This window comes from Bradyrhizobium icense (assembly GCF_001693385.1).
GTDB lineage: Bacteria > Pseudomonadota > Alphaproteobacteria > Rhizobiales > Xanthobacteraceae > Bradyrhizobium > Bradyrhizobium icense.
In genome coordinates this window covers 1-14,570 of record NZ_CP016428.1, presented here as the reverse complement: position 1 = coordinate 14,570, position 14,570 = coordinate 1, and the positions used below count along the sequence as shown (strand labels likewise).

Annotated in this window: 19 protein-coding genes; 5 read left to right on the top strand and 14 right to left on the bottom strand. The window is 63.4% G+C overall.

The window, feature by feature from the left end; all coding sequences use genetic code 11:
• Nucleotides 1-20 precede the first annotated feature (20 nt).
• From coaA to hisB, 7 genes are all read right to left on the bottom strand, one after another.
• Nucleotides 21-977, bottom strand: coding sequence for a type I pantothenate kinase (coaA, locus tag LMTR13_RS00095; protein WP_065726143.1), 957 nt, complete (start codon nt 975-977; stop codon nt 21-23).
• Nucleotides 978-992: 15 nt separating this feature from the next.
• A complete protein-coding gene (locus LMTR13_RS00090; protein ID WP_065726142.1) occupies nt 993-1,316 on the bottom strand; it encodes a phosphoribosyl-ATP diphosphatase in 324 nt (107 codons plus the stop codon).
• A gap of 82 nt (nt 1,317-1,398) precedes the next feature.
• Complete coding sequence (gene hisF / locus LMTR13_RS00085) at nt 1,399-2,175, bottom strand: imidazole glycerol phosphate synthase subunit HisF (protein ID WP_065726141.1); 777 nt, start codon at nt 2,173-2,175, stop codon at nt 1,399-1,401.
• 10 nt (nt 2,176-2,185) lie between these two features.
• A complete protein-coding gene (hisA, locus tag LMTR13_RS00080; RefSeq protein ID WP_197520979.1) occupies nt 2,186-2,935 on the bottom strand; it encodes a 1-(5-phosphoribosyl)-5-[(5-phosphoribosylamino)methylideneamino]imidazole-4-carboxamide isomerase in 750 nt (249 codons plus the stop codon).
• Nucleotides 2,923-3,573 carry an imidazole glycerol phosphate synthase subunit HisH gene (gene hisH / locus LMTR13_RS00075; protein ID WP_065726140.1) on the bottom strand — a complete coding sequence of 217 codons (651 nt, stop codon included), beginning with the start codon at nt 3,571-3,573 and terminating at the stop codon, nt 2,923-2,925. Before hisH ends, hisA begins: the two co-directional genes overlap by 13 nt.
• Nucleotides 3,570-4,103: a DUF2628 domain-containing protein gene (locus LMTR13_RS00070; protein WP_065726139.1), complete on the bottom strand. Its 534-nt coding sequence runs from the start codon at nt 4,101-4,103 to the stop codon at nt 3,570-3,572. Before LMTR13_RS00070 ends, hisH begins: the two co-directional genes overlap by 4 nt.
• 38 nt (nt 4,104-4,141) lie before the next feature.
• Nucleotides 4,142-4,735 (bottom strand): imidazoleglycerol-phosphate dehydratase HisB, encoded by a 594-nt coding sequence (gene hisB / locus LMTR13_RS00065; RefSeq protein ID WP_065726138.1) that lies wholly within the window; start codon nt 4,733-4,735, stop codon nt 4,142-4,144.
• 190 nt (nt 4,736-4,925) lie between these two features.
• Between hisB and hslV the strand changes: the two genes are divergently transcribed.
• The 4 genes from hslV (at nt 4,926) to hslU (ending at nt 7,941) form a co-directional block, all read left to right on the top strand.
• Complete coding sequence (gene hslV, locus LMTR13_RS00060; RefSeq protein WP_065726137.1) at nt 4,926-5,477, top strand: ATP-dependent protease subunit HslV; 552 nt, start codon at nt 4,926-4,928, stop codon at nt 5,475-5,477.
• A gap of 16 nt (nt 5,478-5,493) precedes the next feature.
• Complete coding sequence (locus LMTR13_RS00055; RefSeq protein ID WP_065726136.1) at nt 5,494-5,979, top strand: GNAT family N-acetyltransferase; 486 nt, start codon at nt 5,494-5,496, stop codon at nt 5,977-5,979.
• Between the two features lie 65 nt (nt 5,980-6,044).
• Nucleotides 6,045-6,587, top strand: coding sequence for a DUF2585 domain-containing protein (locus tag LMTR13_RS00050; RefSeq protein WP_418219824.1), 543 nt, complete (start codon nt 6,045-6,047; stop codon nt 6,585-6,587).
• Nucleotides 6,588-6,639: 52 nt separating this feature from the next.
• Nucleotides 6,640-7,941, top strand: coding sequence for an ATP-dependent protease ATPase subunit HslU (gene hslU / locus LMTR13_RS00045; RefSeq protein WP_065726134.1), 1,302 nt, complete (start codon nt 6,640-6,642; stop codon nt 7,939-7,941).
• 13 nt (nt 7,942-7,954) lie between these two features.
• On the opposite strand, the gene LMTR13_RS00040 is transcribed toward hslU, so the two are convergent.
• Genes LMTR13_RS00040 through LMTR13_RS00030 form a run of 3 tightly spaced genes read right to left on the bottom strand, consistent with a single transcriptional unit; the run spans nt 7,955 to nt 10,813 of the window.
• The gene (locus LMTR13_RS00040; protein WP_065726133.1) at nt 7,955-8,551 is read right to left on the bottom strand and encodes a Smr/MutS family protein; all 597 of its coding nucleotides are present in this window, start codon (nt 8,549-8,551) and stop codon (nt 7,955-7,957) included.
• Complete coding sequence (mltA, locus tag LMTR13_RS00035) at nt 8,548-10,137, bottom strand: murein transglycosylase A (protein WP_065726132.1); 1,590 nt, start codon at nt 10,135-10,137, stop codon at nt 8,548-8,550. The genes LMTR13_RS00040 and mltA overlap by 4 nt, the downstream gene beginning before the upstream one ends.
• Complete coding sequence (locus LMTR13_RS00030) at nt 10,115-10,813, bottom strand: Tim44/TimA family putative adaptor protein (protein WP_065732298.1); 699 nt, start codon at nt 10,811-10,813, stop codon at nt 10,115-10,117. The genes mltA and LMTR13_RS00030 overlap by 23 nt, the downstream gene beginning before the upstream one ends.
• A 428-nt stretch (nt 10,814-11,241) precedes the next feature.
• On the opposite strand from LMTR13_RS00030, the gene secB reads away from it, so the two are divergent.
• Complete coding sequence (secB, locus tag LMTR13_RS00025) at nt 11,242-11,730, top strand: protein-export chaperone SecB (protein ID WP_065726131.1); 489 nt, start codon at nt 11,242-11,244, stop codon at nt 11,728-11,730.
• A 24-nt stretch (nt 11,731-11,754) separates the two neighbouring features.
• Here the strand turns inward: secB and dnaQ are convergent, their stop codons facing one another.
• Genes dnaQ through LMTR13_RS00005 form a run of 4 tightly spaced genes read right to left on the bottom strand, consistent with a single transcriptional unit; the run spans nt 11,755 to nt 14,570 of the window.
• Nucleotides 11,755-12,456, bottom strand: a complete 702-nt coding sequence (dnaQ, locus tag LMTR13_RS00020; protein WP_065726130.1) for a DNA polymerase III subunit epsilon — start codon at nt 12,454-12,456, stop codon at nt 11,755-11,757.
• 28 nt (nt 12,457-12,484) lie between these two features.
• Nucleotides 12,485-13,084, bottom strand: coding sequence for a dephospho-CoA kinase (coaE, locus tag LMTR13_RS00015; RefSeq protein ID WP_065726129.1), 600 nt, complete (start codon nt 13,082-13,084; stop codon nt 12,485-12,487).
• Nucleotides 13,085-13,111: 27 nt separating this feature from the next.
• Nucleotides 13,112-13,720 (bottom strand): Maf family protein, encoded by a 609-nt coding sequence (locus LMTR13_RS00010; protein WP_065726128.1) that lies wholly within the window; start codon nt 13,718-13,720, stop codon nt 13,112-13,114.
• Nucleotides 13,721-13,730: 10 nt separating this feature from the next.
• On the bottom strand, nt 13,731-14,570 hold the full coding sequence (locus tag LMTR13_RS00005) for a pyruvate, water dikinase regulatory protein (RefSeq protein WP_065726127.1): 840 nt from the start codon (nt 14,568-14,570) through the stop codon (nt 13,731-13,733).

Genomic DNA, 14,570 nt, shown 5'->3' with positions numbered 1-14,570 from the left:
GTTCGCAGGGACGACAGCAATCACAACCGCCGCAGCGCTACCGTCTCGACCAGATGATCGGCACGTTTTTTCAGGATCAGCGTCGCGCGCGGACGGGTCGGCAAAATATTGTCCTCGAGATTGGCGAGGTTGGTGCGCTCCCAGATCGCGATCGCGGTCGCGGTCGCCTCCTCGTCGGAGAGCACCGCGTAGCGATGGAAGTAGGATTTGGGATCGTGGAACGCAGTGTCCCTGAGCGCAAGGAAACGGCGCACATACCATTCGCGCAGCACCGGTTCCTCGGCATCGATATAGACGGAGAAGTCGAAGAAGTCGGACACCACGGGCACCGCCTTGCCGTCGCGCGGCAGGCGGCCGGTCTGCAGCACGTTGACGCCCTCGACGATCAGGATGTCGGGGCGGTCGACCTCGATCCACTCGTTCGGCACGATGTCGTAGACCAGATGCGAATAGACCGGCGCGCGCACCGGCCGGCGTCCGGCCTTGATGTCGGAGAGGAACGACAGCAGCATCGGCAGGTCGTAGCTATCGGGAAAGCCCTTCTTCTGCATCAGCCCCTGCCGCTCGAGCACGGCATTGGGAAACAGGAAGCCGTCGGTCGTCACCAGGTCGACCTTGGGCCGCGGCGACCAGCGCGCCAAGAGCGCCTGCAGCACGCGCGCGGTGGTCGATTTGCCGGCCGCGACCGAACCGGCAACGCCGATGATATAGGGCACCTTGCGGTCGCGAATGCCGAGAAACTGACGCTGCGCCCGGAAGAGCCGATCGGTCGCATCGACATAGATCGACAGCAGGCGCGATAGAGGGAGATAGATGTCCTCGACCTCCTGCAGGTCGAGGCGGTCGTGCATCGAACGCAGCCGCTCGAATTCGCCCGGCTCCAGCGTCATCGGCGTGTCGTCGCGCAACCGCGCCCATTGCTCGCGGGTGAAGATGCGGTAGGGATTGTATTGCTGGTCGGGGGTCCGGATATCCATGAGCTGCCCTCTCGGCTAGTCGCGCTTGCGCGACGCCTTTTCCTCAAGCCCGGACATCGACGTCCGCTGCGCCAGCGCGGCCTCGACCTCTTCAAGCTTGACGCCGCGCGCCTTCAGAAGCACCAGCAAATGAAACAACAGGTCGGCGCTCTCGGCGATCAGGTGGCCGCGATCGTCCTCGACCGCCGCGATCACGGTCTCGACCGCCTCCTCGCCCAGCTTCTTGGCGCAGTGCTCCGCGCCCCTGTCGAGCAATTTGCGGGTATAGGACGCCTCTCCTCCCGATGCGGCCCGTGCATCGATGGTGGCGGCCAGATCATGGATCGTGAAACGCGACATCAACCGAACTCAACACTCGCGCCCGCCGAAGGCCCGGACGCCGTCCCGGCCAAGGACTTAGCACTTTTGTGACAGGGAGTCGTCAGGGATCGAGCCGCATCGGTAGCCCGGCGCGCACCATGTGCTCCTTGGCTTGGCGTATGGTAAATTCGCCGAAGTGGAATATCGAGGCGGCCAGCACCGCGGTGGCGTGGCCCTGGCGGATGCCGTCGACCAGGTGGTCGAGATTGCCGACGCCGCCGGAGGCGATGACCGGTACGGGGACGCTGTCGGCGATGGCCTGCGTCAGCGGCAGGTCGAAGCCTTGGCGGGTGCCGTCGCGGTCCATCGAGGTCAACAGGATCTCGCCGGCGCCGAGCGATACCACCTCCTGTGCGTATTCGATGGCGTCGATCCCGGTAGAGTTGCGTCCGCCATGGGTGAAGATTTCCCAGCGGTCGGAGCCGCCGCCGCGCTTGATCCGCTTGGCGTCGATCGCGACCACGATGCACTGCTCGCCGAACTTTTCCGCCGCCTGCTTGACGAATTCGCGATTGGAGACCGCGGCGGAATTGATCGAGACCTTGTCGGCACCGGAGCGCAAGAGCGTCTTGATGTCTTCGATGGTGCGGACTCCGCCGCCGACCGTCAACGGCATGAAGCAGGCTTCCGCCGTGCGCCGCACGACATCCAGCATGATGCCGCGGTTCTCATGGGTGGCCGTGATGTCGAGGAAGCATAATTCGTCGGCGCCGGCCGCGTCATATGCGATCGCCGCCTCGACGGGATCGCCGGCGTCGCGCAGGTCAACGAAGTTGACACCCTTGACCACCCGTCCGTCCTTGACGTCGAGACAGGGGATCACGCGAACCTTGAACATGCGAAGTCTCCTAGGCCGCGGCGCGCGCGTTGCGGATCAGCGTCAAAGCGGCGGCGGGATCCAGCCGCCCATCATAAAGCGCGCGGCCGGCAATGGCACCGGCGAGCTTTTTGGCACGCGGCTCGAGCAGCGCCTTGACGTCCTCGATGGAAGCAAACCCGCCGGATGCGATCACGGGAATGGAAATGCGTTCTGCAAGCGCAATCGTGGCATCGAGGTTGAGGCCCTTCAACAGGCCGTCGCGCGCGATGTCGGTGAAAATGATGGCAGCGACACCGGCATCCTCGAACCGTTGCGCGATTTCGAGCGCGGTCACCTGCGAGGTCTCGGCCCAACCTTCGACGGCGACCTTGCCGTCGCGCGCATCGAGCCCGACCGCAACACGGCCTGGGAATTTTTTCGCCGCGCTCTTCACCAGTTCGGGATCGCGCACCGCAGCGGTACCGATGATCACGCGCGCGATGCCCTTGTCGAGCCAGGCTTCCACGGTCTTCAGATCGCGGATGCCGCCGCCGAGCTGCACCGGCATGGTGACCGCCTTCAGCATCGCCTCGACGGCAAGCGCGTTCATCGGCTTGCCGGCAAAGGCGCCGTCGAGATCGACGACGTGCAGATATTCGAAACCCTGCGCGGCGAAGGCGCGGGCCTGCGCGGCGGGATCGAGGTTGAACACGGTGGCGCGCGCCATGTCGCCTTGCTCGAGGCGCACGCACTGACCGTTTTTCAGGTCGACCGCGGGAAAGAGGATCACGGCGTCCACTTCAAAAAGTTCGAAATCAGGGCCAGGCCGAAGCGTTGGCTCTTCTCGGGGTGAAACTGCGTGCCGATCGCGGTGTCCTTGCCCACGACCGCCGTCACCGGCCCGCCGTAATCGGCGCGCGCCAGCACATCCGCCTCGTTGGAAGCGTTGAGATGATAGGAGTGCACGAAATAGGCATGGCGGCCCTTCGGCCCGAGCGGCAGGCGCTCCAGCACCGGGTGCTCGCGGACCAGGTCGAGCGTGTTCCAGCCCATGTGCGGAATTTTCAGATTTTCCTCGCGCGGGGAAATCTTCTCGACGTCGCCCTCGATCCAGTTGAAGCCGTCGGTCGTGACGTGCTCCTTGCCGCGCGTCGCCATCAACTGCATGCCGACGCAGATGCCAAAAAAGGGCCGCGCCTTGACGCGTACTGCTTCGGTCATCGCTTCCAGCATGCCGTCCACCGCATCGAGGCCGTGGCGGCAATCGGCAAAGGCGCCGACGCCGGGCAGCACAATGCGATCGGCGCGGTAGACCGCATCCGGATCGCGCGTGACCATGACCGTCTGCGGATCTTCCATGCTCCGCGAGGCGCGCTCGAAGGCTTTTGCCGCCGAGTGAAGATTGCCGGAGCCGTAGTCGACGATCGCAACGGTCATCGCGGCCCTCCCGGCTCCGGAAACAACCCGATGATCCCACCCTGCGGCAGCGGCGGCGGCGGTTTCGAGAACGACTGCCCGGGGACGTGGCGAGTCGGCGGCGGCGCGCCGCGATCGACCGCCCATTGGTCGTTGGCGAGACCGCGCTGCTTGGCCGCCCAGCGTTCGAAGAAGCGGTGTTCGGCCGCTTCCTCATCGTCGGCGACCACGATATCGAGCTGGCGCCATTTGCGCCGCGACAGCGTCCAGCGCCGGAGGCTGGCCGCTTCGAGGCCCATCAGGATGGCGAGCAGCAGATCGACGGTGAAGATCATACCGCGGCTGGCGCCCAGCGCCGACATCCCAAACTGGACGGCAATCATCAGAACGATCCAGCCGATCAGCGCCAGCCACAGCCGATGCCACAGCAGCCAGATCACGCTCGCGACCGCAGCCCAGAAATGAAAGCCGTCACGGACAAAGACGAACTTGTCGGTCGCCGGAAGATCGGCGCCATTGGCCACGGGAGCATGCACTGTGTAGACCGGCATCGAACCTCTCCGCCGCGAACGAAAACGCGAACAAGAAATCAGCCGCCGAGCTGACCCTTGGTTGAAGGCACCTCGCCCGCCGCGCGCGGATCGATCGCAACCGCGGAACGGAGCGCCCTCGCCAGACCCTTGAAACAGGACTCGGCGATATGATGGCTGTTCTCGCCATATAGTGTCTCGACGTGCAAAGTCACGCCGGCGTTGATGGTGAAGGCGTTGAACCACTCGCGCACCAGCTCGGTGTCGAACTGCCCCACCTTGTCGCGCGGGAAATCCACCTTGAACACCAGCACCGGCCGGCCCGAAATGTCGATGACAACGCGCGACAGCGTCTCGTCCATCGGCATATGGATCGAGGCATAGCGCGTGATGCCGGCCATGGTGCCGAGCGCCTGCTTCACCGCCTGCCCCAGCGCAATCCCGACGTCCTCGGTCGTATGGTGGTGGTCGACATGCAGATCGCCATCCGCCTTCACCGTGATATCGATGCGGGAATGCCGGGCCAAGAGATCGAGCATGTGGTCGAGAAAGCCGATCCCGGTCGAAACCTGGGACACGCCGGTACCGTCGAGGTTCACCGCGACCTCGATGTCGGTTTCCTTGGTCTTGCGCTTGATGGACGCTGTGCGCATGAAAACTGCTTCCCTTTGGCCGCTTGGGCCGAAAACGCGGCCCTTTTAACAGGCGGATGTCACCTTCGCTACTGCGGGATGACGTTTAATGGGCTGAACTTCGGCCCATGGTGACCGGATTCGGGAGTGAAACGGCACGATTGTAACCCTTCCCCTCAACCCCTAAATCTGACGGGAACGAGGGCAATTCATGCAAGCATCAGAAAACAACCTGCCGATCTGGCACGGCACCACGATTTTGACGGTCCGCAAGAGCGGCAAGGTGGTGATCGGAGGCGACGGCCAGGTCTCGGTCGGCCAGACCGTCATGAAATCCAACGCCAAAAAGGTCCGGAAACTCGGCAAGGGCGATGTGATCGGCGGCTTCGCCGGGGCCACTGCCGACGCCTTTACCCTGTTCGAGCGGCTGGAAAGCAAGCTCGAGCAGTATCCGGGGCAGTTGACCCGGGCGTCGGTCGAACTCGCCAAGGACTGGCGGACCGACCGCTATCTGCGCCGCCTGGAGGCGATGATGATCGTCGCCGACAAGGACGTCTCGCTGGTCCTGACCGGTACCGGCGACGTGCTGGAGCCGGAGGCGGGCGTGATGGCGATCGGCTCCGGCGGCAATTACGCGCTGGCCGCCGCCCGCGCGCTGGTCGATACCGACAAGGACGCCGAGACCATCGTGCGCCGCGCGCTCGACATCGCCGCCGACATCTGCGTCTACACCAACCGGAACGTCACGATCGAAACGCTCTGAGGGAGCCGCCGGTCCAATGGCGCCGGAATATGTCTTCCGCCCGATGGCTGTGGCCGACCTGCCGTTGATTCGGCAGTGGCTCGCGCGACCGCATGTGCGCGAATGGTGGGGCGATCCCTCCGAACAATATGAGCTGGTCAGCGGCGATCTCGATGAACCGGCGATGGATCAGTTCATCGTGTCGGCGGGAAGCAACGATTTCGGCTACCTGCAGTGCTACGACCTGACGGCGTGGAATTCGGGCTTTGGCGAGCATCCGCGCGGCACTCGCGGCATCGACCTTTTCATCGGCGAGCCGGGCATGATCGAGCGCGGCCATGGTTCGGCGCTCATCCGCGCCTTCGTCGAGGACCGGTTGAGGCGCGGCGCGCCGCGCATCGTTACTGATCCCGATCCGGCCAATACCCGGGCTGTACGTGCCTATGCGAAGGCGGGCTTTGAAAAAGCTGGTATGGTCGATACTCCCGATGGTCCCGCCCTATTGATGGTCCGCAACGCATGACCTCCACCAGCAGCATCGAGCAAGCTCCGGTCATCCGGATCCTTTCAGTATGGCACTGGCTGTTGATGGCGGCCGGCATCCTCGTCCTTCAGGCCGCGACCCTGTACGCGATGGGCCGGCTTCCGATCTGCGCCTGCGGCTATGTCAAGCTGTGGCATGGTGTGGTGCAGAGTTCGGAGAACTCGCAGCACATCGCCGACTGGTACACGCTGTCGCACGTCCTGCACGGCTTCCTGTTCTACGGCGCGGCCTTCCTCGCGTTCCCGCGCCTTGCCTGGCCCGGCCGCCTGATCATCGCCATGCTGGTCGAGGGTAGCTGGGAACTGGTCGAGAATTCCAACTGGATCATCGACCGCTACCGCGCCGGCACGATCTCGCTCGACTATTTCGGCGATACCATCGTCAACTCGGTCTCCGACACGTTCGCCATGATCGGCGGCTTCCTGCTGGCGAGGAAACTTCCGGTCGCCGTTACTGTCGCCCTTGCGCTTCTGTTCGAGCTCGTGATGGCGCTTCACATTCGCGACAATCTGACGCTCAATATCATCATGCTGATTCACCCCTTCGAGGCGATCAAGCTATGGCAGGGTGGGCCACCGATCATTTAGTGGCCTTATCTACGGCTTGCTCTCGCAACATTGGACCCCTACCTAGGGAAACATGACCGACTTTTCTCCCCGTGAAATCGTCTCCGAACTCGACCGCTTCATCGTCGGCCAGGCCGACGCCAAGCGCGCCGTATCAATTGCGCTGCGCAACCGCTGGCGGCGGCTGAAACTCACCGGTTCGCTTCGCGAGGAAGTGCTGCCGAAAAACATACTGATGATCGGGCCCACCGGCGTCGGCAAGACCGAGATCGCGCGGCGGCTGGCGAAATTGGCCAGCGCGCCCTTCATCAAGGTCGAGGCTACCAAGTTCACCGAGGTCGGCTATGTCGGCCGCGACGTCGAGCAGATCATCCGCGACCTTGTCGAGGTTGCGATCGTGCAGGTGCGCGAGCGCAAGCGCAAGGACGTGCAGGCCCGCGCTCAGCTCGCCGCCGAAGAGCGCGTGCTGGATGCGCTGGTCGGACCCGCGTCCAGCCCGGCAACCCGCGATTCCTTCCGCAAGAAGCTGCGCGCCGGCGAGCTCAACGACAAGGAAATCGAGATCGAGACGCAGTCCTCCGGCGGCATGCCGATGTTCGAAATTCCGGGGATGCCGGGCGCGCAGATGGGCGCGATCTCGATCGGCGACATTTTTGGCAAACTGGGCGGGCGAACCAAGACCCGCCGGCTCACGGTTGAAGGTTCGCACGAGCTTCTGGTCAACGAAGAATCCGACAAGCTGCTCGACAATGACCAGTTGGTGCTGGAGGCGATCTCAGCGGTCGAGAACAACGGCATCGTGTTCCTCGACGAGATCGACAAGATTTGCGTGCGCGAAAACCGCCTCGGCGGCGACGTCTCGCGCGAGGGCGTGCAGCGCGACCTGCTGCCGCTGATCGAAGGCACCACGGTCACGACCAAGCACGGCGCGGTCAAGACCGACCATGTCCTGTTCATCGCCTCGGGCGCGTTTCATATCGCAAAGCCCTCGGACCTGTTGCCGGAATTGCAGGGACGCCTGCCGATCCGCGTCGAGCTGGAAGCGCTGACCCGCGACGACATGCGGCGCATCCTGACCGAGCCGGAGGCGTCGTTGATCAAGCAATATGTCGCGCTGATGCAGACCGAAGGCGTGACGCTCGATATCACCGACGGCGCGATCGATGCGCTGGCCGATATCGCCGTCGCCGTCAATTCGACGGTCGAGAATATCGGCGCGCGGCGGCTGCAGACGGTGATGGAGCGCGTGCTCGACGAGATTTCATTCGCCGCGCCGGACCGCCATGGCGAGACCATCAAGGTCGATGCCGAATACGTGCAGAAGCATATCGGCGATCTCGCCAAGAACTCGGATCTGAGCCGGTTTATTTTGTAGCCGTCAAGCGAGATTAGAAACGCGCGCGCCGCACCCGCACATACAACGCGCCCTCGCCGCCATGGCCGACATGGGCCTCCTCGAAGCCCACCACCAGCGAGCGGAATTCCGGCAGGCCGAGCCATTGCGGCACCTGACGGCGCAGCACGCCGCGCTCGGACTCGGCGCCAGCCTTGCCCTTGCCGGTGATGACGAGCACGAAGGTCAGCCCGTCACGATGGGCGCGCTGCAGGAAACCGAACAGCGCCCGATGTGCCCTCGTCTGCGTCATGCCATGAAGGTCGAGCCTGGCGTCGATCTCCTTGCGGCCGCGCGACAGATGCGACCGTTCGCGGCGGCCGATCGGCGCCAGCGGCGGTGGTTCCGGCTTTGAAGGCGCAACCATTCGCGCCGGTGTGACACGCCTCGGGGAAGCGGCAGTTTTCGGCTCGGCTTTGGGCTGGTCTTCCATCGAGACGACCGACGGTTTCGAGGCGCGGTGCCGCTTGCGCAGCGGCTTGACCTGCTTGGCGACGCTCTCCCACAGCGCGCGCTCCTCTTCGCTCAGGCCGCGCTTGCGGCGTGGCGACTCCGGCAGTTCGGGAATCAAGCTCGACGGCCGGCGTTTCATCGACGGTGGCGATATCGGCGCAGGTGACGCGGCTGCGGCTTTGCCGAATCCGCTTCGACCTTCGGCCGCGGCTCGGGAAGCGGCACCGGCTTTGCCGCCGCAGCCTGAACGGCCGGCGCTTGCGAAGGCGCCGCTGCGGGCGTTGCCGCCGTCTGTGCTGCCGGCTTGGCATTGGTCGCCGCCGTGACATCGGACGGCTTTCCGGCATACTTCGGATCCTTGGACGGATCGGTTTGCGGGAACAGTTTTGCGATCGTCTCCGACGGTCGCTCGTCGGGCACCGGCATCTTCCGGCCACGCGCCACTGGATCAAGGCTCTTCGGCACCAGGATCACGAAGCGCGCATTGTGGCGGAGGCGGCCGGATACCTTGCCGGCGTCGAGACCGGCGCCAAAGTAGAGGTCGGCGCGCGCGGGCCCGACGATGGCGGAGCCGGTGTCCTGCGCAATCATCAGGCGGCGAAACGGTGTCTTCGATCGTTCCGATTCGATCGGCAGTTCGCCCTCGATGAAAAACGGCGTGCCATAGACATGCAGGGATTTGTCGACCGCGATCGACCGACCCGGCGTCAACGGCACGCCTTGGGCGCCGACCGCCTCGTCCTTGTCGGAAAGCTGCACCTCGCGGAAGAAGACATAGGACCTGTTCTGCCGCCGCAGCTCGTCGGCCTCATTAGGATTCCATTCCATCCATTCCCGGATCTTCTGCATCGACATCTGATCCTTGGGGATGATGTTGCGCTCGATCAGGATGCGGCCGACCGGCGTATAGGGAAAACCATTATGCGCATCGTAATTGATGCGAAGGGTCGAGCCGTCGTCGAGGCTGACCCGCGCCGAGCCCTGGATTTGCGAAAACAAGAGGTCGGTCTGGTCCTTCAGCCAGCAGATTTCGAGGCCGCGGCCGGCGATTGCGCCATCCTCGATCTCGGCGCGATCGTAATAGGGCACCAGCTTGCGGCGGCCGATCTTGCGGAACACCTGACCCTTGTTGGGCAAGCCGGCCGAGCTTTGCGTGGTGCCACGAACGAACAGGTTCGACGGCCGGCGATAAACCGGGACCTTGTAGACCTCGTTCTCCGTCCGTGAGCCGTCGACGATGGGTTCATAATAGCCGGTTACAAAGCCCTCGCCTTCGCCGAGCCGCGAAATACGCAAGGGCAGAAAGTGCTCCTCGAAGAAAGTCTTGGCCTTCGCCTCATCAAATAGTTCGAGGCTCCTGGCGATGCGGCAGGGGTCGCGCAGCGACGTGCCGAGCGCCTTCGGATCGGCGGGCGGTTTTTTCTGCGCCGCTATCGGCCTGCAGCTCGTGCGAAATGCCTTGTAGGCGGCGAGATGATCGTCCTCGCGCCAGCCCGCGATCTCGGACCAGGCGACCGGCGCATACTGGCCGCCGCTAATCTGAAACGGCAATTCAAGTTGCGGATATGGGAGGTGACGGGCAGATGGCGGATGATGCGAAAGCTTTTGCGAACGCGAATGGCGCACTGCTGCAGCATCCGATGGCGCGATCGAGCACGCCAAAGCGAGCACGCCGAACGCAAGCCCCACAAGGCTCCGCGTCTTAGCCCGCGCTTCCGGTGCCAACCAGCTTCCAGTTCGGATCGCGAGAGCTCGTGTCGCGGGCGAAAGTCCAAACATCGGTGATATCGGCGACCTTATCGGGGTTGCCATCGACAATGCCGCCGGTCTTGTCGCGTGTGACCGAAATCATCTGCGACACGAAGCGAACCGTTAGCTGCGCCGCGCGGTCGCGGGCTTCCGCACTCACCAGCTCGGCCTTGTCGATCGAAACAAACCGCGTTTCGGTTTTCTGCTCGTGCTTCTCGCGATCCTTGATCACGGCCTCGAAGCTCTCATAGACCTCGCTGGACAGGAGATCCTTCAGCGCCCGGCGGTCGCCATTGGCGAAGGCCAGCACGATCATCTCGTAGGCGCTACGCGCGCCGGAGAGAAAGTGACGGGGATCGAACGAGGAGTCTTGGGCAACAATGGCGTCGAGGCCCGCGGCGAGCGGCGTGCCCGACTCGGCAATGCCTTTCCAGCGATCGGCCGGCGCAACGTCGGCGTTCGGCGCCGCTGGCGCCTGATCAATGACGGTGCCCGGCATGGGAACGACGTTGTTGTCCTGCGTCCGCTGCGCGACATTGGGCGCGGCGCGATCATAGGGCCGCTCGCTCCCGGTGCGCTGTCCGAGGACGCTGCGCAGGCGCAGGAAGATAAAGACCGCCAGCGCCAGGAAGATGATGGTGTAAATATCCACGTCGTATTCGCTTTCTGGTTCCAGCGCCGGCAACGGGCCCGGCGGTCGAGCGTTCCCTGTTGAGAAGCTCTTTTACGAGTTTTCCCTGAGAACGGCAGAGATTACATCATCGATTCATACTGCAGCATGTAGGCATGAAACTGCGCCCGGCCAATGGCGCGTTTTGGCGCGGGCCAATTGTAGCGCGTTTTGGCGGCGAGGGGAAACCCGATCGCTGCCGGAAATCACGCACATTCAATTATTTAGGATACATTTCGGGCGGTCGGCGGGCGGTATTAGGTATATCCGCCACAATTGGCGGCCAGGCAGGTCTGCCGCCGGACCGTCGTCCTTGTGGAATGAGCCGGGGCTATGATAGCCACTCGCCCGGAAAACGCATTTTCAGACGAACCCGGGCCGCGCTCGCGAGCGCTTCAGGAGAGATTTTCATGACCAACGGCAACGGCGCGCCTCCCGAACAGGCCCCTCCCCAGCTCAACGTGCTGGCGCAGTACACCAAGGACCTGTCGTTCGAGAATCCGAACGCGCCCTCCTCGCTGGCGCCGCAACAGCAGCAGCCGGCGATCAATATCCAGATCAACGTTTCGGCGAACAATCTGGCGCAAAATGAGTTTGAGGTGACGCTCTCGATCGAGGGCAAGGCAGAAAATGCCGACAAGGTGATGTTCAGCTTCGAACTCGCCTATGCGGGCGTGTTCCGCATCGTCAACGTGCCGCAGGAACAGCTTCATCCGCTGGTCATGATCGAGTGCCCGCGGCTGTTGTTCCCGTTCGCGCGCGAGATTATCGCGACCGCCGTGCGCGACGGCGGTTTCCCGCCGCTGATGCTCGATCCCGTCGATTTCGTCGGCCTTTACCGCCAGAACATGGAGCGGCAGGCGGCGGCGCAGGCCGCTTCCGGCGCGAAGCCGAGCTAAAGCTAAGCGGCGGCTCGTCCGCCGCTAGACCGCTGCCGGCAGAAAATCGTTCCAGATCGGCTTGTCGCCCAAGGTGGCGATGAAAGCGCGGTGGGCCTCGCGCTCCTCGTCCGTGATTCGCGGCGCCAGCGGCACCTCGCGCTGTCGCCGCGGCGTTTCGCCAAATCCGCTGGCAACCGTGATGCGGGTTTCCGACGCCAGGATCAGTTGCGACTGCCGCGCGCCGATCAGGTCGATATAGACCTCGGCCAAGAGCTCGGCGTCGAGCAGCGCGCCGTGCTTGGTGCGGCGGGAATTGTCGATCGCATAGCGAGAGCACAGATCGTCCAGCCGGTTCGACACCCCCGGATGCTTGCGGCGCGCCAATAGCAGCGTATCGACCAGCCGTTCGCGCAGAATCGGCTGCCGCTTGATGCGATCGAGCTCGGCATTGATGAAGCTGATGTCGAACGAGGCGTTGTGAATCACCAGCGGTGCATCGCCGATGAATTCCAGGAATTCCTCGACCACCTCGGTGAACAGCGGCTTGCTCGCAAGAAACTCGGTCGACAGGCCATGCACGTTAAATGCTTCCACCGGCATGTCCCGCTCGGGATTGATGTAGCGGTGGAACGTCTGCCCTGTCGGCATGCGGTTGAATATCTCGATGCAGCCGATTTCGACCAGGCGGTCGCCGCGCAGCGGATCGAGGCCAGTGGTTTCGGTATCGAGTACGATTTCGCGCATGGATGTGAGAGACCGAAGTTTCGGCGAATCAGGTTCGCCGCTGCGGCATCTTAACGACCTCGGCCAGAATGTCGCGGATCCGCGAGCGCACCGGGTCCAGCCCATGCGAGGTATCCACCACGAAATCCGCGCGCGTGCGCTTTTCGGCATCGGGCAACTGCCGCGCCAGAATGGCGTCGAGCGCCTCCTGTGTCATGGTGCCGCGCGCCAAAATTCGTTCGCGCTGGGTTTTCGGATCGGTCGTGACCACGACCACCGCATCGACGCGTTTCTCGCCGCCGGTTTCGAACAACAGCGGGATGTCCATCACGACAACCGGCGCGCCGGATTGTTCGGCGTCGTCGAGGAACTTTTTGCGCGAGGCGCCGAGCATCGGATGAACGATCTGCTCGAGCTGCTTGATCGCAGCAGGATCGTGCACCACCTTGGCGGACAATTTGGCGCGATCGACCTTGCCGTCAACGGTCGTGCCGGGAAATGCGGCTTCGATCGCGGGCGCCGCCTCGCCTTCGTAGATTTTGTGAACGGCCGCATCGGCGTCGTAAACCGGAACGCCCGCCTCGCTGAACAGCTTTGCGGTGGTGGATTTCCCCATCCCGATCGAGCCGGTGAGTCCCAGGATCCGCATCAAATCGCCGTTGCCAAAGTGATGATTCTAGACATTGAGCAAACCCTCGCCGCGCAGGAATGCCAAGAGGGGCAACAGCGGCAGACCGAGAATGGTGAAATGGTCGCCTTCGATCCGTTCGAACAGATGCACCCCTAGCCCTTCAAGCTGATAGGCGCCGACGCTGGTGGTGACCGCCTGCCCGGCCTGATCCAGATAGGCTTCGATCTCGCTCACGCCCAAATGCCGCATCGTCATTCTGGCAATGCTGACGTTGGAAAACACTAGCTTGCCGTCACGGGCAACCGCAACGGCGGAGTACAGCTCGTGCGTCTGGCCGGCAAGCAGCCGCAATTGATCTGCGGCCTGCGCACGACCGGCCGGCTTGCTGAACAGCCGATTTCCCAAAGCGAGCGTCTGATCGGCGCCAACGACATAACGGCCGGGATTTTTCGACGATACGAAGCACGCCTTCTCGCGCGCCAGGAGGCCTGCGATTTCACCGGGCGCGGAAAGGCCCGAATTCTTCTGCACCGATCGTTCGTCGATATCGGCAGGAACGGCATCGAAGGAAATGCCGGCATTGGCAAGCAGCATCTGCCGCGCCCGGCTTTGCGAAGCAAGAATCAGCGGATGTTGTCCTCGCCAGATGGTCATCTCGGCTGCGTCATTCGGCAAATCGCTGCCGCTGCCGATCGGTGAACAGCTTCAGCACCGCCGCGGCGGTTTCCTCGATCGAACGCCGTGTCACGTCGAGCTGCGCCCAGCTGAATTTGGCGCTGAGTTTTCGGGCATAGGCAACTTCATCGGTCACTGCCTGGCGATCGATGTAATCATCATTGGGGGTATCGGCGCCCATACTCAGCAATCGGTTTTGCCGGACCTGGATCAGCCGCTCGGGCGTCGCATGGAGGCTGACGACCAATGGCTTTTTCAACGCCTGCAGTTGGTGCGGCAGCGGAATGCCCGGGACCAGCGGCACGTTCGCGGTACGGACGCCGCGGTTGGCGAGATAGATGGAGGTCGGCGTCTTCGAGGTGCGGGACACGCCGACGAGTACGACGTCCGCCTCTTCCAGGCCTTCGACATGCTGGCCGTCGTCGTGCATCATGGTATAGTTCAGGGCGTCGATGCGCTTGAAATATTCTGCGTTCAGAACGTGCTGGGCGCCTACCCTGCCCGTCGTCGCCGCGCCCAGATAGGCCTCGAACAACTGCATCACCGGGCCAATGATGGAGAGGCTCGGTATGTTGATGTCCCTGCATTTGGCTTCCAGCCGGGCGACCAGATCCTTTTCCAGCAATGTGAAGAGCACGATGCCCGGTGCTTCCTCGATCTCGTCGAGCACGCGATCGAGCTGCTTCTGGCTGCGCACCAGCGGATAGACATGTTCGACCGCGGTCACGTTGGCATATTGCGCGGCGACCGCGCGCGCCACGGTGATCAGCGTCTCGCCGGTCGAGTCCGAGACCAGATGAAGATGAAAATAGTTGCCGGTCGTGGGCAC